This is a genomic window from Flagellimonas crocea, from assembly GCF_033441595.1.
GTDB lineage: Bacteria > Bacteroidota > Bacteroidia > Flavobacteriales > Flavobacteriaceae > Flagellimonas > Flagellimonas crocea.
Genome location: NZ_JAUZVX010000001.1, coordinates 123,487 through 148,034, shown reverse-complemented (window position 1 = coordinate 148,034; position 24,548 = coordinate 123,487). Strand labels below are relative to the sequence as shown.

Here is a 24,548-nt window from a genome sequence, read left to right as displayed (position 1 = left end):
AATTGCATCTAGAAAGGCAATTGTCAGCACCGCAAGGAACATTGCCACAAAAACCAACAGGCAATACGCTTTCTCCTTTCTGGTTCTCACTTTTTTGTTTATTGAATTACCCTTTTTTTCCTCTAGTCTCCGCTTTCTCCTTTCCCGTGACATAATGTACTGTGCTTTACTTAAATTAACGCACCAATGCTATCCCCTAAGGTCATAAAACCATTCTTCTGCACGTTTGATTCCCTCCGTAATGGCCTTCTCACGAGAATACCCATTCTCCTTTACCAATTCTTGCGCAATTTTGAGGGCCTTCTTCCGAACTGACGGCTGTAGGCCATCAAGCTTTGTTTTGAAATCTTCAAATGTCCAGTCCATATTCTATACTTTTTTTAGAGCTTTCGCCCTTCCATCTCTGCTTTTACAATACCGCGTTCAAGGGCTTCCTCCTTGGAGCATTGGTTTGTTATATAGTATTCTTCAGCATACTTTACGGCCAATTTGTGGATGTTTTCATCCAGCATATTGAGCCTCATCGAGCAATCTTTAAAAAGTTCCTTTTTCATCTATCAAAAAGTTTCAACACGAAAAAAACCATGACCAGTAAATAGGCGACATAGGCAGCATCAAACACAAAAATTTGCCAACGAGAGAAACCGTGCAGTTCCTTGCTTTGATGCACAAATAGTGTGTAAAGCAGCGGCATAAGCCCGACAAAGGCCAGGTTGACCCAGAACAGTTCAAAATCCTCAATGGGGGTGGTTACCAACGCCAGCGGAAAAAATGCCACCGTCATCGTTACGGCATTGTCCGCTATAACACTGGTGGTACCCGCAGTCACCTCTCCCCCTTTTACCACGCTCCAGGTCTTGAATATTTCCGGTGCGGTGGTCATTATGCCCGTGATGAAAAGGCCTCCCACGATTTCAGAAATATTTAGGGCAGAAACAATATTTTCGGTCGCCTTCACTATGAAAAATGCTCCGACTGCTATGGCCAAGGCCCCGGCAATCGATAACCAGACCTGTTTTTTGTTCCATTCTACTTTTTTGCCCTTTTCCTTGCCTTTTATGATTGCGTGAGTCAAAAAGGCAGCATAAGCGACCAGCATAATCCACCCGTCTATTGGTTGTAGCCCGCGCCAGGGCTTTGGCAAGGTCAAAATGGCCACAAGGGCGATAATGCCCAAGTATGGAAGGGACAGTACGGAAACCGAACGTTTGTTCAATGCCAGAACGTTTTTATCAAGATGCTCTTGATGTTCCTTGTTGTTCTTGAACTGTTTCCGGGAAGCAAAATAAGCTATGGTCACCATTAAGGGAATGGAAATAATATTGGAACCCAACAAATTTCCCAGGCCAATATTGGAGACTCCCCGAGCTGCACTGGTAATATTTATGGCAACTTCAGGGCTTGCCGTTACAAAGGCAAGAAAAGCGGCTCCAGCGGAAGCGGTAAGGCCCCATTGCTTGCGGAGCAACTTTAAAGGGGTCAACAATCGATCCGCACCCCAGTGTGCTGCCCAGGCCGCTAGGCCCAAAACGAGTACCCATAGCCAACTGTTCATAATTCTGTCATTTTAACATTTCTCTCTTTGCTAGGTTCGATATGGATGTGCACGTCAAGTATCTCGGAATATGACCTGAACAATCTCTCCTTTACTTTGTGTGCAATATCATGGCCCTCGGTCACAGTTAATTCCCCATCGATCCAAATATGCATATCGATATGAAAGGCCGTTCCCATCTTTCGGGAATGGCAGCGCTCTACCCTTACCACTTCAGGAACGGCTTCGGCCTGTCGGATAACCTCATTTCGAAATTCGGGCTCAACAGCTTCGTCCAGCAACTCCCTTACCGATGACCTAGCTATTTTATAGGCATTGAACAGAATAATGCCCGCTGCAATGAGTGCCGCGAAATCATCCGCTATCTCAAACCCTTCGCCACCGATCAATGCTATGGAAATACCTATAAAAGCGGCTATCGACGTAATGGCATCACTCCTATGGTGAAATGCATCGGCCTTGACGGCCGAACTATTGATTTCATCACCTGTTTTCATGACATAACGATACAACGCCTCTTTCGTGAGGACAACAAATACCAGTATGAAGAGTGTGAAGGGTGCAGGAGTTTTGTGGGGTACCAGAATATGGTCGATGCTGTCCCTTATGATTATACCACCTGCAATGGTTAGGGCTATAGCAATACCCACCGCCACCAGGGCCTCTATCTTACCGTGTCCGTAGGGATGGTTTTCATCCGGTGGCCTTGACGACCATTTCAACCCGGCCCATAATAGTGCGGATGTCAGCACATCCGCCCCGGATTCGATCGCATCGGCAATAAGGGCATAAGAATGCCCGAACACCCCGCCCAAACCTTTGATCAATGCCAATAATGCACTGATCAAAATACCTACGAGGGTAGTTTTGAGTCCTATTCGGGATATGGCATTTGGATTCCTTTCCAAAATCTTTCTTTTGCTATTTCTTTTCTTCCCAATACGTTATTTGGACAATTTTAAAATTCTAATGGCTCCTCGCATCACAAAGGCAAATACAATACCGCCTATGACCAAATCGGGCCATTTACTGTCTAAAAAATAAACCAGCACCCCTGCCAGTATTACCCCGCCGTTCACAATAATGTCGTTTGAGGTAAAGATGGCACTTGCCTGCATATGCGCTTCCTTGCTTTTGGCCTTGTTTATCAGCCATAGGGAAACGAGGTTGCCGATAAGGGCGAAAATGGAAACGATTATCATCCATTGGAACAAAGGGGTTTCACTACTGCTCAAAAACCTTCTCAGGACTTCCGAAAATCCCAGCAGGGCCAAGGCCATTTGAAAATAGCCACTGAACTTCGCCACTTTCTTTTTTCTGGAAATAGCGCCGCCTACGGCAAAAAGGCTCAACGCGTACACAATGGAATCGGCTAGCATATCTAGTGAATCCGCAATAAGGCCCATCGAGGAAGAAATCCAACCCGTGGTCATTTCGATAACGAAAAACCCAAAATTGATGTACAAGACCCACCAGAGTATCTTCTTTTGTTTGGTCTCGTCTTCGGCAATAGGTGTTTCCGCCTTTTCTGTTCCCAAAAGTTTTTCCCCCAGCTTTAATGCACCCAATTCCACGTTTATTTCTTGGGCATTCCCCTGATGGTACACATCCAACTTTCTATTCGGAATGTCAAAGTCCAGATATTTGATTTGAGGGTTTGACTCCAGTTTCATCCTTATCATCTGTTCTTCTGAAGGGCAATCCATTTGACTTACCTTAAAAGTGGTTTTGTTTATGGTGGACATTTAAATAATCTGTATTAAATTCTACGTTTGGTCTTTTCACTCTTTACTTATTATGGGATTCCATATATTTTTCCAAAATCGATTTTAAGCTCTCCAAATAATCAGCGAACGATTTAATGGTCGGTTTTGCTTCATCATCTACGGGAATCGTTATGGGGTTCTCATCCAAATACCGATAGAGTTCGGGATATTCGTGTTCAATCCTTACTGTCAATTCGTTGATTTCCTGGGTTAGCTTTTGAATTTTCTTCATCATCTTATATTTTATATGGTATTACTTGCCCCAATATTTATATATGCAATGCCCTATCTTCGGTAGCGGCCAGAAAGGCTTCCTTAAAGGTTTCTGAAAATGTGGGATGCCAATGGGGCATCCGTGCGATATCCTCTGCCGCTGCCCTGAATTCCATTATCGCCAAAACACAAACCAATAATTGTTATATCATATTTTTCTATAGTTGTATTTTTTTGGTTAAATAAGGTGGAAGAACCTTGAACTTGACTCTTGGGCGCAAGGGTTCAAAGTTCTGGAACTCCCACCTGTTATTTTTTCTTACATTTCACGCATATTCCTTTTAATACCAGGTTGACATCGTTTATTTTATAATCAGCTGGTAAACTTTCTTCCGGTATTTTATTTGGCAAACAGATTGTTTTCTTACATTCGGTACAATGAAAGTGCAGATGTAAATCTGAACCGTATTCACCTTTTGCATTTTCACCGGAAATCGCAAATTTTGCCACTCCGGTTCCATCATTTATCTGATGAATAAGTCCTTTATCCTCAAAAATCTTAAGGTTGCGATAAAAGGTCGTTCTGTTTGCTGTCTTATTGGTTTCGCTCTTTTCAGCAAAGACCTTTTTCAAGTCGGAAAAGGACACGGCACTTTGCTTCCTTCTCAGATACCTGTATATCTTGGACCTCATTTGAGTAGGGCGAATACCGTAATTCGACAATATTTTTTCCGTTTTGTTCATTTTTAACCTTGATTCAAAGGCAATCTCCTTTATTGAATTTATTTTTTGTAGGCGAGCAAACGCAATGCATTGACCACCACTACCAACGTAGAGCCCTCGTGAATGGCCACGGCTATCCCTATACTTGCCCAACTCATAATTGTCGCAGGAATTAAAAGGGCAACAACCCCCAAGCTAACCCATAAGTTTTGCTTGATTATCGCCTTCGCTTTTCTGCTTAAACCGATGGCAAAAGGCAAGGTTTCCAGTTTGTCTGCCATTAGTGCTATATCTGCGGTTTCTAAAGCCACGTCGCTTCCCGCCGCACCCATTGCAATACCAACGGTACTGTTTGCCATAGCAGGGGCATCATTGACCCCATCACCTATCATTGCCAGTTTATTTTCCTGTTCCGCAAGTTTTTTGATGGCCTCCACTTTTTCTTCGGGAAGCAGACTTCCGCGAGCTTCGGTCAACCCAATTTCCTCGGCTACGGCATCTGCCACTTTCTGGTTGTCGCCCGTAAGCATTATCATTTTCTTGATGCCTATTTCCTTTAGTTGGGCAAGGGTTTCCTTGGCTTTTTCCCGTGGGGTGTCCATCAGCCCCAGCATCCCTATAAATTCATTGCCCCTTTTTATTAGCATCGTGGTCTTTCCTTCCCCTTCAAGCGCTCTTACCTTTTCTGATACATCGTCGGGTACGCCCTTATCAATATCCTCGAAGAGTTCCAGGTTACCAATGTAAATGGAATTCCCTTGATAGTTTGCCTTTATGCCCTTGCCCTGTACGGCCTCCAAATCATCGGCATCCGGAATCTTTGTGTCCTTCCCGAGCCGTTCCATTCCGTCCCGTACAACTGCCTTTGCCAGGGGGTGGTCGCTCAGTTCCTCAACCGCAATCGCGATTTCCAACAGTTCCTTTTTATCTATACTGCCAAAACTTTCGACGTCGGTAAGCTTTGGTTTTCCTTCGGTAAGCGTTCCTGTCTTGTCAAAGGCCAATGCGGTAAGCACCCCTAAATCTTCCAATGGGCGACCGCCTTTTATCAAGACCCCGCCACGCGCAGCCCTTGCCACACCACTCAATACAGCAGATGGCGTCGAAATGGCGAGCGCGCACGGACTTGCAGCTACCAATACCGCCAAGGAACGGTATAGGCTTTCGCTCCACGGTTCATCGATGACCAAAAAAGCAAAATTCAGTGCAACGACCAGTATAATGACCGCTGGCACATAGTACCGCTCAAACTTGTCGGTCAACAACTGGGTGGGCGATTTCTGGTCTTGAGCCTCCTGAACCATAGTGACCAAGCGGTTGAGGGTAGAATCTTTTGCCTCTTTGATTACCTTTATTTCAAGGGTATTGTTGCCATTGATGGTTCCTGAAAATACACGGTTCTCATTGGGAATATTGCTTTTTGAGGTATACTCTTTGTCCGGATTTTCTATTGGTGTTTTGTCCACCGGAACGCTTTCCCCGGTAATGGGTGCCTGGTCAACACTACTGTTACCTTTTACAATTACACCATCGGCGGATATCTTGCTGTTGGGGCGCACCACGATGATGTCGCCCACCTGTAGTTCTTCAATACCCACTTCAACGGTATCGTCATCTTTCTTGAGAAGGGCTGTTTTTGGGGCGAGGTCGGTCAGTGCCGCAATGGACTTTTTTGCCTTGCCCATTGCATAGTTTTCCAATGCGTGACCCAGACTAAAAAGGAAAAGCAACAAGGCACCTTCTGCCCATTCGCCCAGATAGGCCGCCCCCGCAGCCGCGACCAGCATCAGGAAATCGATTTCAAATTCGCCCTTGGCCACTTTGCTAATAGCTTCCTTCAGGGTAAAATAACCTCCAAAAAAGTAGGCCGCAATATAGAGTCCAAAAGGAATGTTTTCTGAAACCCCTGTAAATTTCTCCAATAGGAAACCTGTTATTAGTGTGACCCCACTTAATATAGCAAAATAGAGTTCGGTGTTTTTGCCGAAGATGCCACCGTGGTCGTGATTGTGGCCATCGTCATTACTATGTTTTTCCTTGTCATTCATATTATTAATCGTTTTGTTATCGTTAATTAAGATTTAATCCACTTTTGGGCTTGTGATTTCTCGGAAATATCGAAATACTTAACTTCCGAGCTAGTGAAAAAATCAGTTGCCTTAGCCACCCACTCCTGCCATTTTTTGTTACCCACAAAGGCTATCTTGCCGTAATCTCCCAAGTGTGCCGAATCAATTTTTAGGTCTTCCCAAAAGCCTTTAAGGGTATAGCCTTCAAAATCTTCCATTTCAATATAGAAATCCACTTTATGGCCTTTTTCTATGATGTTGTGGATGAGCGGATGCATCTTTTCCATATCCTTTTCCGTAAGTTTCCCGCTGATTTTAGCGGCAATAAGATGTTCCTGTTCTAAGTTTATTATCTGTACCATTTTTGTATATTTTTTAATCAATCTAATTAAAACAAACGTGCAACGGAAGTGCCAATAACCCTTCCTGCATGGCCCAATAACCTCCTGTTTCTAGTTGCACTGTGCCTTTTCCTTACCTATATACACCAGGGCTTCGGGCAAATCTAGTTCGCGCGTGGCATTGCCCGTGCGTATATAAAACCGTGACCGTCCCTCAAGGTTCACATATACCGGCATTTGGGCTGGTAAAATCTCGATACAGCACACTTGCTTTTGACCAAACCCAAAAAATGCTACGTTCACTAGCGTACAAAGATGGGTTCCCAGTTTTTGAGCGATCAATTGCATCAAATACTGCTCAAAGCCATCGCTGTCCGGCTTTTTAAGCGTATCGAAATCCTGTTGCAGGCCCAGAATGGTTCCCCCGTCATCGACACCCATGAGCAACTTGCCCCCCTCGGTGTTCATAAACCCGGCAATGGTCTTTGCAATGATAAGCTCAAGTTGTTTGTTTACCTTGCCCTGCCGTACATCCCATCGCAAGCTTGACTTGAATTCCACCCGGCTGCTCTCTCCCTTGTTTATGAGTTCGAGAACGGTTTGCCTGTCCATCCGTTGCCTGTTCAGTTGAAAAATCTTTTTTCTGAAAAAGACCATCAGGGCAAGGCTGCTTCCCATTGTCCCGAACAACAGGTTTCTAAGAATTTGGTCAACATCGACAACGTTCCATACGGTTTTGAAGGCTTCAAGAAAAAAGCTTGACCAGTGACCGGAATCGCCCGACCGGTCAAAGAGAAAAAGGGATAGGCCCAAGGGTTGCAGTATAAATACCCCAAAGGCAAAGCCTGCCAAAAGCCATATCCCTATTTTTCTTCTTTGCATAGATAACGGTGTTATGGTCGTTCGGTCAAAAGCAAAACACTGTTATTTTTTGTTCTTTAACAGGAACGTCTTTCGTTTTTCAAATTCCTCTTCGTCGATTTCGCCCCGGGCGTACCGCTCTCTCAGGGCTTCCATTGCGGTGTCCCTTTTTCTTTTCTGTCCCGGTGTGGGGTAGGGAATTAAAAATATCCAGAAGATGAGGATTATCCATAACCCCCACCATATCCAGTGCATTCCCCCAAAATACCAATCGTCCATCATAATTTTCTAGATTTAAAGATTCATGTTTCAGTTACTATTGAAATTGCTTGTTTGTTCGAGCCAGTTGTTGGCCATGTTTCCATCTTCAGGTCCGAAATATTTTATGTGGGCTTCGCTAAACGGCAATAGCGATTCGGTAAACCGTTCTTGCCAAGTTTTTTCGCCCACCAAGGCTATTTTCTTAAGCCGTGTTTCTTCGGGAAAGGAAAAATCCAACCTCTCACCGCTGCTTTTCTTCACTCCTTTTTTGCGAGGCTCCATTTCCATATACCAAGCGGCTTGTTCATTGCTTTTCAAATGTTCATTCAGGGCCTTGACCAAGGTCGCCCCATCATCGGCATCCATTTCTTGATCTGCGATGGTATATATGATTTGGTCTTTTTTATAGATTGCTATCATCGTCGTATTCTTTTGATGTTATTGGCCTTTAAGGCTACTCCAAATTGCCACTGCATTTATTGCATACTCCCGTTACGACCAGATTGATATCGTCTGCCATATATCCTTGAGGCAGGTTTACCTGTGGGATTTTACGATCGGTCAAACAAACGGTCTCGTTACACTGGGTGCAGTGAAAATGTAGGTGCAGGTCGCTGCCCACCTCACATCCACAGTTTTCCTCACAGAGTGCATATTTCATAATCCCTGTACCGTCCGCTATCTGATGTACAATATTTTTTTCCTCAAATGTTTTCATCGTCCGGAAAAGGGTGCTCCTTTCCGATTTCTCGAAAAAATTCTCTAGCTCTCCCAAACTGATGGCTACCTCGCTTTGCAGTAACTTTTTATAGGTCAACAGTCGCATCGGTGTGGGCCGTATTCCCTTGCTTTCCAGTTTTTTGACAATTCTTTCCATTTTAAAAGGGGTTAAAGATCGTAGCGTTTAAGGGATTTTCCTGTTTTGATCTGAAAGGCATCCTCAATATAGGATAGATAAATGATTCCATCCCCAGGTTCGGGCGTTTTACCATTTTCTAATATGATATCTATGGCTGATTGCGCCTCCTCATTTTGACATACCAACTCCACTTTTACCACCGGGCTATCGGTTATATTAAAATCAAGGGAGGGTCTTGCTCCTTTTGCTTTGAACGCCCCGGTACCCTCCGCCTGTGAAAGCGTCATACTTTTAAAACCGTTATCGCTAAGGGCTTCGATGACCCTTTGTATCCTGTTCGGTTTAACAAATGCTTTTATTTCTTTCATTTTTAAAATGTTTAAATTTTTAATCGATTTTGAACCGGGCATGTTTTCTAATTTTTAACTAACTAATTAAGATGATAAACAAACCCGGAATCAAAATCCTTGATTTTTTAGAGAATTAATGTCCGTGCTCCAATTCGCCTTTCACCATTTCTGAAGAAAGGGTATAGGCCCCATTGATAACCACTTTTGAACCATATTGAAGGGGTTCCATGGGATTTATGGAAACAAAGCCCAAATCGATAACCCCTACCGATACCTGCACCATTTTAAATTTGAGCTTGCCTTCTTCCTGGGCATCGCCATCGTCAAGTACAAAAATGAACGACTTTTCACCCTCTTTGATGACCGCTTCCTCGGGTACTGCCAGAGTGTTTTTTTCATCCTGTACAATCCTGCCCTCTACATACATACCAGGCAATAAATCCCTTTCGGGATTTTCTATATGGGCGTGGATATGCACGGCCTTGGGATCTTCCTCGAAGGTCTTGCCTATGGAATGTACCTCAGCGGTAAGCAGCTCGTCTGGTCTCGAGGCAACACTGAAAAAAATCTTTTGCCCTTCTTTGACCCTCGGGATGTCCTTTTCATATACCTTTAGATCCACGTGTATCTTAGAATTGTCGCTTACGGCAAACATCTTGGATTGTGGTGCCACATAATCGCCAAGGCTTATCAACACCTCATCGACAAAACCGCTAATGGGACTTATAACGGGTACACCCTGATATATTTTACCATTGGCGATTTCGTCAACATTAAAGCCCAATAGCCGTAGTTTTGCCCGCATTGCATTGACCGAAGAGGTCGTGGAACGATATTTGGATTGTGCCATCTGAAATTCCTTGCCGGATGAGACCCCTTTGTCATAGAGGGTTTTTTTTCGTTCGTAGTCCTGATCCAAAAAGACCAGTTCGTCATTTTTCTCCTGAAATTCCTGTTGCATCGTTATGATATCGGGGTGTTCCAAATAGGCGAGAACCTGTCCCTTGCGCACCTTATCACCCTCTATAACAAGTACCGAGCTTATATTGCCGCCCACAAAGGGGCTTATATTGGCCCTGTCCTGTGGGAAAAGTTCGAGTCTGCCCGTTACCTTGATGTTGTTGCCCAGGCTACGTTCTTCCAAAGGTTTCATTTCGAGGCCGATGGTTTCCGCCTGCTGTTGGGTAATTTCAACGGAACCTTCTTCTTCCTCATGGCCGCCCTCTTCTGCATGGGCCTCATTACCATGCCCTTCTTCCCCTTCCTGTAACGTCTCTTTAGTGGTCGCTTTGCCCTCATCATGGCCTAATTCTCCCTTTTGCCTACCGTTGCAGGAAACAAGGAACGCTGTCAAGGCCAGGATTGATGTCAATGTAATTGCTATATTTTTCATTTCTTTTTCTTTTAAATTATAGGTTGCCCAGTTGATATTGAATTTCAATGGCCTGCTGGTTATACTGATTTATAAATTGTAAGTGGTTCTGTTTTATGCGTATGGCACTATTAAGGATAGTGATATAGTTTACATAGTCTATCTCGCCTTCCCGGGATGCCAGTTCTGCCGTGGCAATTTGTTCATCGGCCAACCGCAGTGCCCCTTTTTCGTAATACTCAAGACTTTTTTGGGTTTTTTCCAGAGCCTTAACCAATTGGGCCAACGTGCTTTCGGTCATCGCCTTCTGTTCAAGGTATTGGCTCTCGGCCAAAATCGCATCGGCCTTTGCCGCTTTCACCCTGTTCTTTTGCGGTAAGAACCACAGGGGAATACTTATTCCCACTTGATAGGTGTTAAAGCCTGAAACGTCGTCAACTGTTTGCCTTCCATAGGTTAGGTTGAACTTGGGCAGGAACTGTGATCTCTCTACCTCTACATTGGCTTCGCTTACGGCCACATTCTGTTCGGCAAACTGTAACAAAGGGTTCTTATTTATATTCTCCGAGGGTGAATCCAGAAACCTTTCCGCCCAAGCGGTAAAAGGTTCGTCAGCTATGTCGATGGGGTCATTAATGCCCAGATATTGCTTCAGCTGCCTTTTGGCAATCTCGATATCATCGTAGGCCTGTTGCCTGAGTACCTGTATCTGCTGGTATTCCGAAGAGGCCGCAATGTATTCCAATTTTCCCGTCTCACCGGTATCGTACCGCAGCTTTGCGGCCGATTCAAAGTCTGTATAGACGCTGTCAAGGCGCTCGGCAAAGCGCAGCTGGGCGGTATTGTACTGTATCTGGTTGTAGGCCAGCATCACATTGCGTACCAATTGCTGTTCGCTGAGCTCATACAGTTTTTCTCCCAAGGCTACCCTTTCCTTGAAAAACTTGGATTTGGAAAAGCCCGACAGTAGATCGATATTTCCCTGTTGAACACCAATCACGGTCTGAACGCCGGGCACACCGCTGCCCGTTTCTTCCTTACCGGTAAATACTTGGGTGTTCCCCAAATCGAAGCTTGTGCCCCTTAAGGCCTTCTCCCGTGCAATGAAGGCCTCGCCCTGTTTTAAGGTTGGGTAATACTCCCTGGCTTTGTCAACGGCCTGTTGCAGGGTAAGGGTCTGGACAGGATCAGGTTCTTGGGCAACCACCGTACCCGATGACAAAAAACCACTTACGGCAAGTAGAATCCCGAGCATAGGCAGACTGTTCTTTACATATCCGGTATCTCCGTTGTCGGATTGTTTGCGCTGCTTTCTGCTCTCGAGCCAGTTGTAGAGGACGGGCACCACCACAAGTGTCAACAAGGTGGCCGTAATCAAACCGCCAATTACCACAGTGGCCAACGGTCTTTGTACTTCAGCACCCCCCGACGTGGAGACCGCCATTGGCACAAAACCCATAATGGCTGCCGTAGCCGTAAGCAATATTGGCCTCAATCTCTCGTGGGTGGCCTCTTCGATGCGTTTTTTGATATTTGTCATTCCTTCTTCTTTTAAATCGTTGAATTTGTTGATGAGCACTAGTCCATTGAGGACGGCCACGCCAAAGAGTACGATGAATCCCACTCCGGCCGAGATACTGAAGGGCATACCACGTAACCAAAGGGCAAAGACCCCACCAATAGCTGCCAACGGTACTGCCATATATATCATCACCGATTGTGAAAATGATTTCAAGGCAAAGTACAGTAGGATAAAAATCAATACCAGGGCAATGGGTACCACCACCATAAGACGGTCTGTTGCACGCTGTAAATTCTCAAATGAACCACCATAGGTAATATAGTACCCAGGAGGCAGTTCCAGTTGTTCATCAAGTTTTGCCTGTATTTCCTCGACCATTGACTTAACGTCCCTGCCCCTAACGTTTACACCAACATAAATCCTTCTATAGGTATTATCACGCGATATCTGCATCGGCCCCGGTTTATAACTAATATCCGCAACCTCTTTTAATGGAACTTGGTTGCCATTGGGTAAATCGATGTACAGGTTTTTAAGATTGTCAATGTTCTTACGATAGGCTTCCGCCAATCGTATTACCACTTCAAACCGTTTTTCCCCTTCAAAGATGACACTGGCCGCTTCACCGGCAAAGGCCGCGCTCACGTAATCATTGAGCTTTTCAATTGTAACTCCGTACTGTGCCATTTTCGCACGATTATAGACAACGGTCATTTGAGGCAAACCGCTAGTGGCCTCTGCCCTTACATCACCGGCACCCGGCACGGTCTGAATTATGGATGCCATTTCGTTGGCTTTTTCAGCCAGAATGTCCAAATCTTCTCCATAGAGTTTTATGGCTACATCTTCCCTTACTCCGGTTAGCAACTCGTTGAACCGCAGCTCGACCGGTTGGGTGAACACGAAGTTCACCCCCGGGATGACCGATATTTTCTCCTTTATCTTTTCTATCAATTCTTCTTTACTATCGGCACTCGTCCATTTACTTTTATCCTTTTCTAGGATAACATAGCTATCGGCGATATCCATTGGCATCGGATCCGTAGGGATTTCGGCAACTCCAATCCTTGAAATCATTGTCTTGACCTCTGGAAATTCATTTACCAGGTTTTGTAGTTTTTTGGAAGCTTCAATGGATTCCGTTAGGCTGCTTCCAGGTTTTATAAGGGCCTGCATCGCTATATCGCCCTCATCGAGTTTAGGAATAAACTCACCCCCCATACCACTGAATATAAATACCGCAATGGCAAATAGGGCGACGGCGCCCAACACTACACCAGCCTTGAACCGTAGAGCAAAATTCAACAGCGGTTGATACCCCTTGTGCAAGGTTGCCATAATTTTATCGCTGAAACCTTCAATCTTATGTTCAAACTTGGCGAACCAGTGGTCTGGGTTTTTGGCGGGACGTAGGAACAGGGCGGAAATCATCGGCACGTAGGTGAGGCACAATATAATTGCCCCCAAAACGGCAAAACCGAAGGTGAAGGCCATTGGACGGAACATTTTGCCTTCTATTCCAGTAAGGAAGAGGATAGGGGTAAAAACAATCAGGATAATCAATTGACCGAAAAAGGCCGAGTTCATCATTGTACTGCCCGATTCATAGGCCAGTTCGTCCATCTCTACTTGCGTAAATACGGCCTTGGATTTTTTCAGCCGCATCTGTATATGGTGCACCATACCTTCCACAATGATGACGGCCCCGTCTACAATGATACCGAAGTCGATGGCACCAAGGCTCATCAGATTTGCCCAAACGCCGAACTGCCTCATCAATATGAATGCAAACAACAATGAAAGCGGGATGACCGATGCCGTAATAAGGCCCCCACGAAAACTACCCAATAGCAGGACAAGTACAAAAATCACGATCAACGCGCCTTCCACGAGGTTCTTCTTTACGGTACTGGTAGTTCGCGCTATAAGTTCACTTCGTGAAAGAAAAGGTTCTATAGTAACGCCTTCGGGAAGTGATTTTTGTATTTCAGCGATTCGCCCTTCCACATTTTCGATGACATTGCTCGGGCTCTCGCCCTTGAGCATCAAAATCTGCCCGCCCACGCTTTCGTGCCCGTCCTGTGTAAAGGCGCCATAGCGCACCTGGTTGCCATAGCCTACTTTTTCTGCAACATCGCTTACCAGTATGGGGGTCCCGTTTTGAGTCGTGACCACGGTATTTTTTAGGTCTTCAAGACTTCTTGCGAGTCCTTCGCCCCGAATAAAATTGGCTTGATGATTTTTTTCAATATAGGCACCTCCGGTATTTGCATTATTTTTTTGAAGTGCCTCGAATACCTGGCCCATCGTGATGCCAAAGCTCTTTAGCTTATCGGGATTTAGGGCAACTTCATACTGTTTGACATACCCACCAAACGCGTTTACTTCCACTACGCCGGGCACTAGGGCCATTTGCCTTTTTACCAGCCAGTCCTGAATGGTACGAAGCTCCATAGCATCGTATTTGTCTTCGTAGCCCTCCTCGACTTTTAAGGTATATTGAAAGATTTCTCCCAAACCTGTAGTTATGGGTGCCATAAATGGTGTACCAAAACCTTCGGGAATTTCTTCAGCAACTTCAGCTAATTTCTCCTGCACCAATTGCCGGGGCAGATAGGTACCTGCTTCATCCTTAAAGACAATGGTAACAACTGACAATCCAAAACGGGATACCGAACGCAGCTCGATAACGTCAGGAAGGTTTGCCATTGCCAATTCTACGGGATAGGTCACGAATTGCTCAATATCTTCAGTACCTAAATTTGGGGCAACGGTAATAACCTGTACTTGGTTGTTGGTAATATCAGGTACAGAACCCAGATTTATAGTGGCCATAGACCATATTCCGGTGCCTATTAGGGCAACCATAAACAAACCGATTATAAATTTGTTGTTTATGGAAAATGAAATGATTTTGTTAATCATAGAAAAAGTATTAATTCAGTTTAAACATCGCAATGCAATGAGATGCAATGCATTTAGAATGTGATGCTTACGTTGAAAGCATCACGATAGGATAGAGCTATCCTTAAAAAAACTGAATTATACTTGAGGGGGTTGGTAAAGGGAAAGGGCAAAATCTTTGCCAAGGCTATCAAAATGGGCAAAGTTTTCTTGAGAAATCACGGATTGAAGCGGTTGAAATTCGGCTATATCAAAATCAATTGTATGCACGTGGCAACAATGGCACTGGCAGAATGGTGAACACAGCTCACAATCTTGGTCGTGATTGCCATCATAGTCCATTACCGAAACGACCTGGGCGTCATCTTTAGCTTTGCCCGAATCGCCACAGGGCACTACATTGAGCGCCAAAAAGTAAAAGGACAATATGATTGTTAAAAATTTCACGGTACAAAAATATAAAAAAATCGATGCAACGCCTATGCAAAAACTGGAAAGACTGAAGAATTGGTAGTCTACGCTTTTGCGTCAAAACTTAAGAAATAACCTTTTTACCAATTCCAACTACCATACGGATTCATCATTTTTCAATTCAGGATAAAGGGTATTGAGCAATGGTCTTCTCAATTGGAAAAGTCCAATCCTTTTCCCATATCCTTATTATTCTTGTTTGATTGAACACTGGCAATATTTTGTGGTTTTACATTTGATTCCTGATGTTGGACATTTCCTTTATGTAGATTTTTATTTAGTTCGTTACTGTATTGCATCATTCCTGCTTGCACAGCATTCATGTGATCGTCGGTCGGCACGACACTTTTGAACATCGGAGTTTTTAGATTCAACTCTTTCGCCAATTCATATCCAAGATTGAATGCCTTTTTATACTCCTCATCAATTTTTATATTTTCTTCCATGGCTAAAAAGTTTCACGAACGTGTGCCTCGATATATTCATTAATAGAATCCCGATCGTACAGAATTACTTTCTTTTGAGGTTGGGAAAACCTGATTTTACCCTCGTCCCGCAGTTTTTGCAAAGTGGTGGTGGATTTTATTTTGAGATGAAACATTGCTTCCTCGCCGTCAATCCATTTTTCTGGCTTATCAGCTCTTTTTTGCTCTAAATATTCCACTACCTTGTCAAACAAGGCATAGAAAGCTTCTTCTTGTAGGCAAACTACTTGCATCGAATACAATTATAGAAAAGTACAAGGTACCCTAATAATCCAATTGTATTCAAATCTTTCGACAAAATACCCGAACTACTGGATGTTCTTAAAAGTTTACTACCTTTTCTAAGGCATCATCGGTTTCTTTGTGCATGAAATTCGATTGATAGTTAACCGTTGTTGTAATCGAAGAATGACGATACAGTTTTTGAAGCATTTGAATAGGTATTTTATCGCCAGAAATGTTTCCAAAGCTATGACGGGCTATATGCATAGATAGTTTTTTCTCAATACCCAGTTTTTCTCCAACGATTTGCAATCGCCGGTTTAAATTTCGGGTTACGGTTTTAACCCTAGTTGCTACTCTTTTGTCATCTTTCAAATTGGTGCCTTTTAAAAAAGGAAAAACCAAATCATCCTTCCCCCTCTTTTGAGCCTCAAAATACTTAAGAATTTCTTTGGTCTTATCGGGAACGACCAATGAGACAAGTTTCCTGTTCTTCCCCATACGATAATATAAGCGATTATCTTTAAAGTCGGACCATTTTAGTTTTATGACATCAGCAACCCGAACACCCGCAAAGTAAAAGCTCGTTAGCCATACGTACACCGCATGAAGCTGTGCTTTTGTCAAATTGTCTGCGGTTTCAAGTAATTGAACCTCTTCCTTGTTCAATCCGATTTTTTCGCTTTCAGGAAACTTAATCTGTATTTTACCTTTTCCAAATGGGTAGTTCCTATCATCAACATGATATTCCTTTCGGGCAAAATTATAAATGGTGCGGATAAGCATTAAATAGTTTATCGCCGTTCTTGGAGCGACTTTTCGTTCATAAAGAAGATATGCCTCGAACCTTTTCAATAAGGTGACGTCCAAATCGGTAAAGGAAAGCTCTTTTCGCCCTAAATAAGTTTTAAAAATCTCCAACCTCTTTTCTTGATTGTATTGTTGATTGAACTTTTTTCTTTTTAGGAGATTCGCCAAAAAAACCTCACTTACTTTGAAAAAATCATATTTATCCTCTCCCACAATCTTTTTAGTGATTGTAGCTACAGATTGCTTTTTTTCGCTTGATTCAATTTCCAAAGCCATGTCATGCGCTTCAGTAATCTTTTTCAAAAGCATGTTATTAAGGCGTGAAGAATTAGGATGACTTTTTTTAGCCAACCCCTTTGTTTGGTCCCAATCCTTTTCAAGAATGTACTCACCTGTAAAAAGGAACTTGGACTTTCTATCTTTTGTTATTCGTAGGGCAATTGGGAAAGTCCCGTCCTTCTTCTGATAATTCTTGCGTAATACTATCTTTACAGTCGCCATAGTGTTATTTTTTGCCTTATAAAGATACGAAATCTATGTACAACATATGTACAACAAATCATGTTTTAATATGAATTTTTATGGCTTTGAATAAAAATTGAACATCCTTAAATATCTTATAAACAATTGATTATCAAATCAAATAAGCCCAAATGGATTCAAAAGACTCAGGATTCATAACCCGGAGGCCGGGGGTTCAAGTCCCCCTCTCGCTACTAAAACAAAGCCATTTAACTAAAGTTTAGTTGGATGGCTTTTTTGTTTTATCCGTATTTTTTTTCCTAACTTCAAGGTTTTAAACCAACCTTCGAATGAATTACCTTAAAAAATTAGGAGCCGCCAATTTATTGATGCTGATCTTATGTGCATTGATCATTCTAGTGGCAGAATATTTATTTCTTAATGGCGACCCCGACCATGGACTATTTGTAGGACTTTGGGCACCTACGCTACTAGGTCTTATGATTTACCTAAAGCTTGTGGAAAATGACAGCAAATGATATTGTATTGTGGTTTTCCATCGTGGTCATTGTTTTGGTCGCTATCTGGGCTGTACTTATGATCAGGGCCTACAATAAAGCAAGTGATAGAAAGTGAACGGATTTGAGCAATGCCGCTTTATATGGTCGTTTTATGCAATAAGGTGAAACTATTGGGATTTACGCTTACATTTAGAAAGCCATGAAGAACACCATATCCGAACGTATTGCCGACTTTCTTAAAAACTATCCCCCTTTCAATGCCATGGAACCCAAACAGCTGGAGCAGTTGTCCATTGAGGTTACCATTATCCACAAGGAGACAAACACTGTGGTTTTCTCCCAAGGTGAAAGCCCGCACGACAATTTTTATGTGGTGAACAAAGGTGCCGTGGCACTGTCCAAATCAGGTTCAAGTCAAATCTTGGATATCTGTGATGAGGGCGATGTTTTTGGATTGCGGCCGCTTTTGGCCAACGAAAGCTATAAGTTGGAGGCCAAAGCTTATGAAGAAACCATACTTTACGCTATTCCCATCAAGGATTTTAAACCCTTGGCCCTAGAAAACAAACGCATTGGTAATTTTTTGATAGAAAGCTTTGCTTCCAATACGGGCAACCCCTACTCCATTAAACATCGGGGGAAACTATACGGGGCAGGTACCGATTCAAATCAGTACTCTTCGGATAAAATATTAGATCTACGGCCCATAAAATATTCCACGGACCTCATCACCTGCAAAGAAGGAACAAAGGTAAAGACCATCGCAAATAAAATGACCAAGCACAATGTAAGCTGTATTTTGGTCGAAAAGGACAATCTTCCCGTAGGGATCATTACCGATAAAGATTTACGAAAAAAGGTGGCCACAGGACTGTTTCCCATCACCGCATTCGCCAAATCCATTATGTCATCACCAATCATCACATATCCCAAGGGCCTAACATTGGCGCAATCCCAAATGGCAATGATGAAAAGCGATATCAGCCACTTGGTGCTTACCGAGGATGGTACCACCGATACCAAATCCGTAGGGATATTGTCCAAACACGATATTATGGTCGCTGTTGGAAACAATCCGGCCGTACTGTTGCGGGCCATCAAAAGAGCCACGAATGCCAAAAGATTACGGGGAATCCGACATGGCATCATGAATCTATTGCAGGGATACTTGGACCAGAACATCCCTTTGGGATTGGTATCCAAGATAATCTCGGAACTGAACGACGCCTCAATAAAACAAGCTGTTCAAATTGCTTTGTCCAAAATGGATGGAGAGCCTCCCGTAAAATTCACGTGGTTGAGTATGGGAAGTCAGGGCCGGGGAGAACAATTGTTGAATACCGATCAGGACAATGCCATTATTTTTGAGGATGTACCCGAAGATAGATTAGAGGAAACCAGAAGCTACTTTTTAAAGCTAGGCGAACGCATCTCCAAAATGCTCAACACAATTGGGTTTGAATATTGTCCTGCAGACATGATGGCCTCAAATCCTTCGTGGTGCCATAGTCTGGAGGAATGGAAAAAGGTAACCACGCATTGGATACACAATCCCGGGCCGGATGAAATCCTGTTGTCCTCCATCTTTTTTGATTATAACGTGACCTACGGAGATAAGGCTTTGGCCAATGAACTGTCGCAAAGCATTTTTGATAATGTACAGGGTTACCCCCTATTCTTCACCCATTTGGCAAGTGGTGCTCTGCAAAATCCATCGCCCTCAGGGTTTTTTCGAGATTTTCTAGTGGAGCAGGATGGTGAGCACAAGGATTTCTTTGATTTGAAATTACGGGCCCTTATGCCTATTATAGATGCCGCACGGGTACTGATCCTATCGCACTCCATCAAGTCCATCAACAATACGGCTGAGCGTTACGAGAAATTGGCCGAACTGGAACCGAACAACAAGGAATTGTTCTTGGCATGCTCCTATGCCAGCAAGGCGTTGCTCAAGTTCCGGACCAGACAGGGCCTTTTGCACAACGATTCGGGCAGGTACATCGCTTTGGACCAATTGAACAAGGAAGAAAAAATAAAATTGAAGAGAACCTTTAAGACCATCAAAGAGATACAATCATTGATCGAGGTAAGGTTCCAGGTTAAAACCATGTTGCGTTGATGTGGCCGTTCTCCAAAAAGAAACCGTTGGAACTGCCCGATTTTTGGTGGGAGTACGAAGCATATTTCAATGAAAATCTTCCAGAGGATATCCACGAAAACATTTTTGTGGTGTTGGATACTGAGACCACTGGTTTTAGTTTGACCAAGGACCGAATGCTCTGTATCGGTGCCCTGAAGCTCAAAAACAACAATATTGTGGTCAAGGACAGTTTTGAGGTGTACATTCAACAGGAACACTACGATTCCGAAAGTGCTGAAATACATGGCATCTTAAAAAAGAGCAGAAAAGGAAGTATTTCCGAACTAGAAGCTTTAAAACAATTTTTGGTATACGCCAAAAACCATGTATTGGTCGGTCATCATGTAATGTTCGACATCAATATGATCAACGCAGCATTGAAAAGAAATGGTTTGCCCAAACTCAAAAACAAGACGTTGGACACAGAATCACTTTATATTCGCACCCTATTGATTTCCACTGTGGTCAAAAAAAAGGAAAGGTATTCTCTAGATGATTTGGCAAAAAAATTCAGTATTTCCAGAAAGGATAGACACACGGCTTTAGGTGATGCCTTTATCACGGCCATTGCATTTTTACGCACTATTGAAAAGCTAAAACCAAAAAAACTAAAGGACCTCCTAAGATCATAAAGAGGCCCTTGATATTTTAAAGAATCTATACAGTTAAATACTTTCCTTCATAATGGATTCCACTATCTCCGGATTCAGCAAGGTTGAAGTGTCTCCCAGATTGCTGGTGTCCTTTGAGGCTATCTTTCTTAGGATACGTCTCATAATCTTACCGCTTCGTGTTTTTGGCAATCCTTCCACAAACTGGATTTTATCCAGCTTGGCAATGGGTCCAATATGTTCGGTAATCAATTGATTGATTTCCTTTTTGAGGTTATCACGATTACGATCTTCCCCTGTTTCTTTCAGAATGATATAACCGTACAACGCATTTCCTTTGATATCGTGTGGGAAACCAACAATGGCAGATTCTGCCACGGCCGGATGTTCATTGATTGCATCTTCAATCGGTGCCGTACCTAAATTATGACCGGATACAATGATCACATCATCTACCCTTCCCGTAATTCGGTAATAACCGACCTCATCCCTAAGAGCTCCATCACCTGTGAAATATTTGCCTTCAAAAGCGGAGAAATAAGTATCCTTATACCGTTGATGATTGCCCCAAATGGTTCTTGCTATGGAAGGCCATGGAAACTTGATACATAATCGTCCGTCCACTTGGTTCCCCTTGATTTCCTGTCCATTTTCGTCCATAAGGGCCGGCTGTATTCCCGGCATGGGCAATGTGGCGTAGGTTGGTTTTGTAGGTGTGGAAAATGGAATGGGTGAAATCAGGATTCCGCCCGTTTCTGTTTGCCACCAGGTATCCACAATCGGGCATTTCTTCTCCCCTACGTGGTCGTTATACCAATGCCATGCTTCCTCGTTGATTGGTTCTCCTACCGTACCCAATACTTTTAAGCTGGAAAGGTCGTATTTGGTCACAAAATCCAAGTTCTCCTTGGCCAATGCCCTAATAGCTGTTGGGGCGGTGTAAAACTGGTTGACCTTGTGCTTTTGTACCACATCCCAAAAGCGTCCAAAGTCCGGGTAAGACGGAACACCTTCGAACATTACCGTGGTTGCTCCATTGGCCAATGGTCCGTAAACGATATAGGAATGCCCAGTAATCCAGCCAATATCTGCGGTACACCAATACACATCCTCTTCACGGTACTGGAATACATTTTTAAAGGTATACGCTGTATATACCATGTAGCCCCCGGTAGTGTGGACCATTCCCTTGGGCCGACCAGTAGAGCCTGAAGTGTATAGAATAAACAAGGGATCCTCGGCATCCATTATTTCCGGGTCGCAATCGGAATATGCTTTATCCAATAAGGGTTGAACCCAAACATCCCTACCGTCTTTTATGTTTACTTCCCCTCCGGTTCGTTTAGAAACCAACACAGTTTTCACATCAGGACAACTTTCCAAAGCTTCGTCCACGATTGCTTTAAGATCAATAACCTTTTTTCCTCGGTAAGAACCATCTGAAGTAAGTACCATTTTAGCGCCACAATCATTGATTCTGGTTGCCAATGCGGTTGATGAAAACCCTGCAAAAACTACAGAATGAATGGCCCCAATACGAGCACAGGCCAAAAGAGAGATAGCCAAATCAGGAATCATTGGCAAATAGATCACTACTCTATCCCCTTTCTCTACCCCTTGCTCTTTTAATACATTGGCATATTTACAGACACGCTCATGTAATTGATGGTATGTAATATGCTCTGCTTCTTCATTAGGGTCGTTGGGTTCAAAAAGTATTGCCGTTTTATCACCACGAATACGAAGGTGGCGGTCGATACAGTTTTCGGTTATGTTTAATTTGGCACCTTTGAACCAAGTAATTTCAGGCTTGGTAAAGTCCCATTCCAAAACGGTATCCCATTTTTTTCGCCATTGAAAATGTTCTTCGGCTACTTCTTCCCAAAATCCTTCGGGGTTTCTTACGGATTTTCGATACACCTGAAAATATTCCTCCAAGTGTTTGATGTGGTAGTTACTCATTATGTTTATTAAATTTTATGCTGCCTTAAAATTAAGGAAAAACAGGCCAATATCACAGTTATTTCAATGTTCACTTGCCTTTCCCGCTCCGTTGGGAATACGAATATTTTCAACGATTTCCTGTACTTCTTCCGGTGGTTGCGGGGTGAATTTGTTCACCGCGATGGCAACTATAAAATTAACAAGCATGGCTATGGTTCCGAACCCTTCGGGAGATACCCCGAACCACCAGCTTTCCTGAAGTCCGGCAACCACGTCCTTTCCTCCATCAAAAATGCCAAACTTAAATTTCAACATATAGAAAAGCATGAGGCAAAGCCCTACTATCATTCCAGAAATGGCTCCTTCACGGTTCATCTTTTTATAGAAAATACCTAGGATAATGGCAGGGAAAAACGATGCGGCCGCAAGACCGAACGCAAGGGCGACCACAGCAGCCACAAAGCCGGGCGGATTGATTCCGAAATATCCTGCCACTACTACAGCGACAGCAGCAGAAAGACGAGCCGTCCATAATTCCGCTTTTTCGGAAAGATCGGGTTTAAGGACATTTTTTATCAAATCGTGGGATACGGAAGAAGAAATAACCAACAGCAATCCTGCTGCCGTTGACAAAGCAGCTGCAAGCCCGCCAGCAGCTATTAAACCAATCACCCAAGCAGGAAGATTGGCGATTTCTGGGTTGGCCAATACCATAATATCGCGATCTACCGTAAGTTCGTTTACCTCTGGAGATGCCACGTACTGTATTTTTCCGTCACCGTTTTTATCCTCGTGCGCTATCAACCCTGTTTTTTCCCATCTACTGAACCATTCTGGCATTTGATCGTACTCTTTCCCGCTAACCGTTTCTATGAGGTTGGTTCTGGCAAAAACGGCCACTGCTGGTGCCGTGGTATAGAGAATTGCGATAAACAATAAGGCCAGTCCTGCCGACTTTCTAGCGTCACGCACGCGTTTAACGGTAAAAAATCTAACAATTACGTGGGGCAACCCGGCAGTACCCACCATCAAGGCGAGGGTAATGGCGAAAACATCGATCATACTTTTGGAGCCATCGGTATATTCCGCAAAGCCAAGTTCGGTAGAAAGACCGTCCAACTTATCCAAAAGATAAGTACCGGAACCATCGGACAAGGTACTGCCAAAGCCAAGTTGTGGGATTGGATTGCCCGTCATTTGGATGGAAATAAAAATAGCGGGCACCATAAAAGCAAATATCAAAACACAATATTGCGCTACCTGCGTATAGGTAATTCCCTTCATTCCTCCAAGAACGGCATAGAACAATACAATGACCATTCCGATAACAACGCCTGTGTTTATATCTACCTCTAGGTATCTAGAAAATACGATTCCAACTCCTCGCATTTGCCCCGCAACATAGGTAAAAGAAACAATAAGCGCACAGATAACAGCAACAACACGTGCCGTTTTGGAATAGTAACGTTCCCCGATAAAATCGGGCACGGTAAACTTTCCGAACTTTCTTAGGTATGGTGCCAATAAAAGGGCCAAAAGCACGTAGCCACCAGTCCACCCCATTAAATACACGGCTCCGTCATACCCTGCAAAGGATATGATTCCTGCCATGGAGATAAAGGAGGCCGCCGACATCCAATCGGCTGCGGTTGCCATTCCGTTGGCCAAAGGGGACACTCCTCCACCGGCCACGTAGAATTCTTTTGTGGAACCGGCCCGAGACCAAATTGCAATTCCTATATACAGACCAAAGGATAGTGCGACCAACACATAGGTCCAAATTTGTACATCACTCATTTTTTAGGTTTTTGTGTTGATTATTCTTCGTTGTAACCATATTTTTTGTCCAACTTGTTCATAAGCCGGACATAGACAAATATGAGAATGACAAATACATATATGGAACCTTGTTGGGCAAACCAGAATCCTAGTTTGAATCCGCCCAATTTAATATTGTTCAAAGCATCCTTGAAAAGAATTCCCGCCCCATAGGAGACCAAGAACCAAATGACCAATAATATGACCAAATATCTTAGGTTCTCCTTCCAATAGGCCGTGGCTTTTTTTTGTTTTTCTGACATAGGTT

At 43.5% G+C, this 24,548-nt stretch carries 27 protein-coding genes; 3 read left to right on the top strand and 24 right to left on the bottom strand.

Annotated elements, in window-relative coordinates; translation table 11 throughout:
- Positions 1 to 189: 189 nt before the first annotated feature.
- The 21 genes from SD449_RS00615 to SD449_RS00515 form a co-directional block, all read right to left on the bottom strand.
- Positions 190 to 366: a hypothetical protein gene (locus SD449_RS00615; RefSeq protein WP_162987829.1), complete on the bottom strand. Its 177-nt coding sequence runs from the start codon at positions 364 to 366 to the stop codon at positions 190 to 192.
- A gap of 14 nt (positions 367 to 380) precedes the next feature.
- Positions 381 to 554, bottom strand: coding sequence for a hypothetical protein (locus SD449_RS00610; RefSeq protein ID WP_166247885.1), 174 nt, complete (start codon positions 552 to 554; stop codon positions 381 to 383).
- Positions 551 to 1,555 (bottom strand): sodium:calcium antiporter, encoded by a 1,005-nt coding sequence (locus SD449_RS00605; RefSeq protein WP_067036935.1) that lies wholly within the window; start codon positions 1,553 to 1,555, stop codon positions 551 to 553. The genes SD449_RS00610 and SD449_RS00605 overlap by 4 nt, the downstream gene beginning before the upstream one ends.
- Positions 1,552 to 2,463, bottom strand: coding sequence for a cation diffusion facilitator family transporter (locus SD449_RS00600; RefSeq protein WP_083158134.1), 912 nt, complete (start codon positions 2,461 to 2,463; stop codon positions 1,552 to 1,554). The genes SD449_RS00605 and SD449_RS00600 overlap by 4 nt, the downstream gene beginning before the upstream one ends.
- Before the next feature lie 36 nt (positions 2,464 to 2,499).
- Positions 2,500 to 3,300 (bottom strand): cation transporter, encoded by an 801-nt coding sequence (locus SD449_RS00595; protein ID WP_067036940.1) that lies wholly within the window; start codon positions 3,298 to 3,300, stop codon positions 2,500 to 2,502.
- Positions 3,301 to 3,343: 43 nt separating this feature from the next.
- Positions 3,344 to 3,556: a hypothetical protein gene (locus SD449_RS00590; RefSeq protein WP_229702480.1), complete on the bottom strand. Its 213-nt coding sequence runs from the start codon at positions 3,554 to 3,556 to the stop codon at positions 3,344 to 3,346.
- A 34-nt stretch (positions 3,557 to 3,590) separates the two neighbouring features.
- A complete protein-coding gene (locus SD449_RS00585; RefSeq protein ID WP_258537667.1) occupies positions 3,591 to 3,719 on the bottom strand; it encodes a hypothetical protein in 129 nt (42 codons plus the stop codon).
- A 124-nt stretch (positions 3,720 to 3,843) separates the two neighbouring features.
- Positions 3,844 to 4,278: a Fur family transcriptional regulator gene (locus SD449_RS00580; protein WP_067035967.1), complete on the bottom strand. Its 435-nt coding sequence runs from the start codon at positions 4,276 to 4,278 to the stop codon at positions 3,844 to 3,846.
- Positions 4,279 to 4,316: 38 nt separating this feature from the next.
- Positions 4,317 to 6,305, bottom strand: coding sequence for a heavy metal translocating P-type ATPase (locus SD449_RS00575; protein WP_067035970.1), 1,989 nt, complete (start codon positions 6,303 to 6,305; stop codon positions 4,317 to 4,319).
- Between the two features lie 26 nt (positions 6,306 to 6,331).
- The gene (locus SD449_RS00570; RefSeq protein ID WP_067035997.1) at positions 6,332 to 6,688 is read right to left on the bottom strand and encodes a SpoIIAA family protein; all 357 of its coding nucleotides are present in this window, start codon (positions 6,686 to 6,688) and stop codon (positions 6,332 to 6,334) included.
- Between the two features lie 90 nt (positions 6,689 to 6,778).
- Positions 6,779 to 7,549 (bottom strand): AlbA family DNA-binding domain-containing protein, encoded by a 771-nt coding sequence (locus SD449_RS00565; RefSeq protein ID WP_067035972.1) that lies wholly within the window; start codon positions 7,547 to 7,549, stop codon positions 6,779 to 6,781.
- 42 nt (positions 7,550 to 7,591) lie between these two features.
- Positions 7,592 to 7,810 (bottom strand): SHOCT domain-containing protein, encoded by a 219-nt coding sequence (locus SD449_RS00560; protein ID WP_067035975.1) that lies wholly within the window; start codon positions 7,808 to 7,810, stop codon positions 7,592 to 7,594.
- 27 nt (positions 7,811 to 7,837) lie between these two features.
- Entirely contained in the window at positions 7,838 to 8,209 is a 372-nt protein-coding gene (locus tag SD449_RS00555) for a SpoIIAA family protein (protein WP_067035978.1), read from the bottom strand.
- A 34-nt stretch (positions 8,210 to 8,243) separates the two neighbouring features.
- Complete coding sequence (locus SD449_RS00550; protein WP_067035981.1) at positions 8,244 to 8,666, bottom strand: Fur family transcriptional regulator; 423 nt, start codon at positions 8,664 to 8,666, stop codon at positions 8,244 to 8,246.
- Between the two features lie 11 nt (positions 8,667 to 8,677).
- Positions 8,678 to 9,016, bottom strand: a complete 339-nt coding sequence (locus tag SD449_RS00545) for a P-II family nitrogen regulator (RefSeq protein WP_067036000.1) — start codon at positions 9,014 to 9,016, stop codon at positions 8,678 to 8,680.
- Positions 9,017 to 9,131: 115 nt separating this feature from the next.
- Positions 9,132 to 10,391, bottom strand: a complete 1,260-nt coding sequence (locus SD449_RS00540) for an efflux RND transporter periplasmic adaptor subunit (protein WP_067036003.1) — start codon at positions 10,389 to 10,391, stop codon at positions 9,132 to 9,134.
- A 16-nt stretch (positions 10,392 to 10,407) separates the two neighbouring features.
- Positions 10,408 to 14,817: a CusA/CzcA family heavy metal efflux RND transporter gene (locus tag SD449_RS00535; protein WP_067035983.1), complete on the bottom strand. Its 4,410-nt coding sequence runs from the start codon at positions 14,815 to 14,817 to the stop codon at positions 10,408 to 10,410.
- Between the two features lie 117 nt (positions 14,818 to 14,934).
- On the bottom strand, positions 14,935 to 15,243 hold the full coding sequence (locus SD449_RS00530) for a DUF6660 family protein (protein ID WP_067035985.1): 309 nt from the start codon (positions 15,241 to 15,243) through the stop codon (positions 14,935 to 14,937).
- Positions 15,244 to 15,419: 176 nt separating this feature from the next.
- Positions 15,420 to 15,713, bottom strand: a complete 294-nt coding sequence (locus tag SD449_RS00525) for a hypothetical protein (RefSeq protein ID WP_067035988.1) — start codon at positions 15,711 to 15,713, stop codon at positions 15,420 to 15,422.
- 2 nt (positions 15,714 to 15,715) lie between these two features.
- Positions 15,716 to 15,985 carry a helix-turn-helix domain-containing protein gene (locus SD449_RS00520; RefSeq protein WP_067035991.1) on the bottom strand — a complete coding sequence of 90 codons (270 nt, stop codon included), beginning with the start codon at positions 15,983 to 15,985 and terminating at the stop codon, positions 15,716 to 15,718.
- An 88-nt stretch (positions 15,986 to 16,073) separates the two neighbouring features.
- Complete coding sequence (locus SD449_RS00515) at positions 16,074 to 17,285, bottom strand: site-specific integrase (protein WP_067035995.1); 1,212 nt, start codon at positions 17,283 to 17,285, stop codon at positions 16,074 to 16,076.
- Positions 17,286 to 17,596: 311 nt separating this feature from the next.
- Between SD449_RS00515 and SD449_RS00510 the strand changes: the two genes are divergently transcribed.
- The 3 genes from SD449_RS00510 to SD449_RS00500 all read left to right on the top strand — a co-directional run bounded on the left by SD449_RS00510 (position 17,597) and on the right by SD449_RS00500 (position 20,539).
- Entirely contained in the window at positions 17,597 to 17,785 is a 189-nt protein-coding gene (locus tag SD449_RS00510; RefSeq protein WP_318308155.1) for a hypothetical protein, read from the top strand.
- A 181-nt stretch (positions 17,786 to 17,966) separates the two neighbouring features.
- Positions 17,967 to 19,886 carry a DUF294 nucleotidyltransferase-like domain-containing protein gene (locus tag SD449_RS00505; RefSeq protein WP_318308153.1) on the top strand — a complete coding sequence of 640 codons (1,920 nt, stop codon included), beginning with the start codon at positions 17,967 to 17,969 and terminating at the stop codon, positions 19,884 to 19,886.
- Positions 19,886 to 20,539, top strand: coding sequence for a 3'-5' exonuclease (locus tag SD449_RS00500; RefSeq protein WP_318308151.1), 654 nt, complete (start codon positions 19,886 to 19,888; stop codon positions 20,537 to 20,539). The genes SD449_RS00505 and SD449_RS00500 overlap by 1 nt, the downstream gene beginning before the upstream one ends.
- Before the next feature lie 33 nt (positions 20,540 to 20,572).
- Here the strand turns inward: SD449_RS00500 and acs are convergent, their stop codons facing one another.
- The 3 genes from acs to SD449_RS00485 all read right to left on the bottom strand — a co-directional run bounded on the left by acs (position 20,573) and on the right by SD449_RS00485 (position 24,543).
- Positions 20,573 to 22,480 (bottom strand): acetate--CoA ligase, encoded by a 1,908-nt coding sequence (gene acs / locus SD449_RS00495; protein ID WP_318308149.1) that lies wholly within the window; start codon positions 22,478 to 22,480, stop codon positions 20,573 to 20,575.
- A 63-nt stretch (positions 22,481 to 22,543) separates the two neighbouring features.
- Positions 22,544 to 24,259, bottom strand: coding sequence for a sodium:solute symporter family protein (locus SD449_RS00490; protein ID WP_318308147.1), 1,716 nt, complete (start codon positions 24,257 to 24,259; stop codon positions 22,544 to 22,546).
- A gap of 20 nt (positions 24,260 to 24,279) precedes the next feature.
- Complete coding sequence (locus SD449_RS00485) at positions 24,280 to 24,543, bottom strand: DUF4212 domain-containing protein (protein ID WP_207032487.1); 264 nt, start codon at positions 24,541 to 24,543, stop codon at positions 24,280 to 24,282.
- Positions 24,544 to 24,548 lie beyond the last annotated feature (5 nt).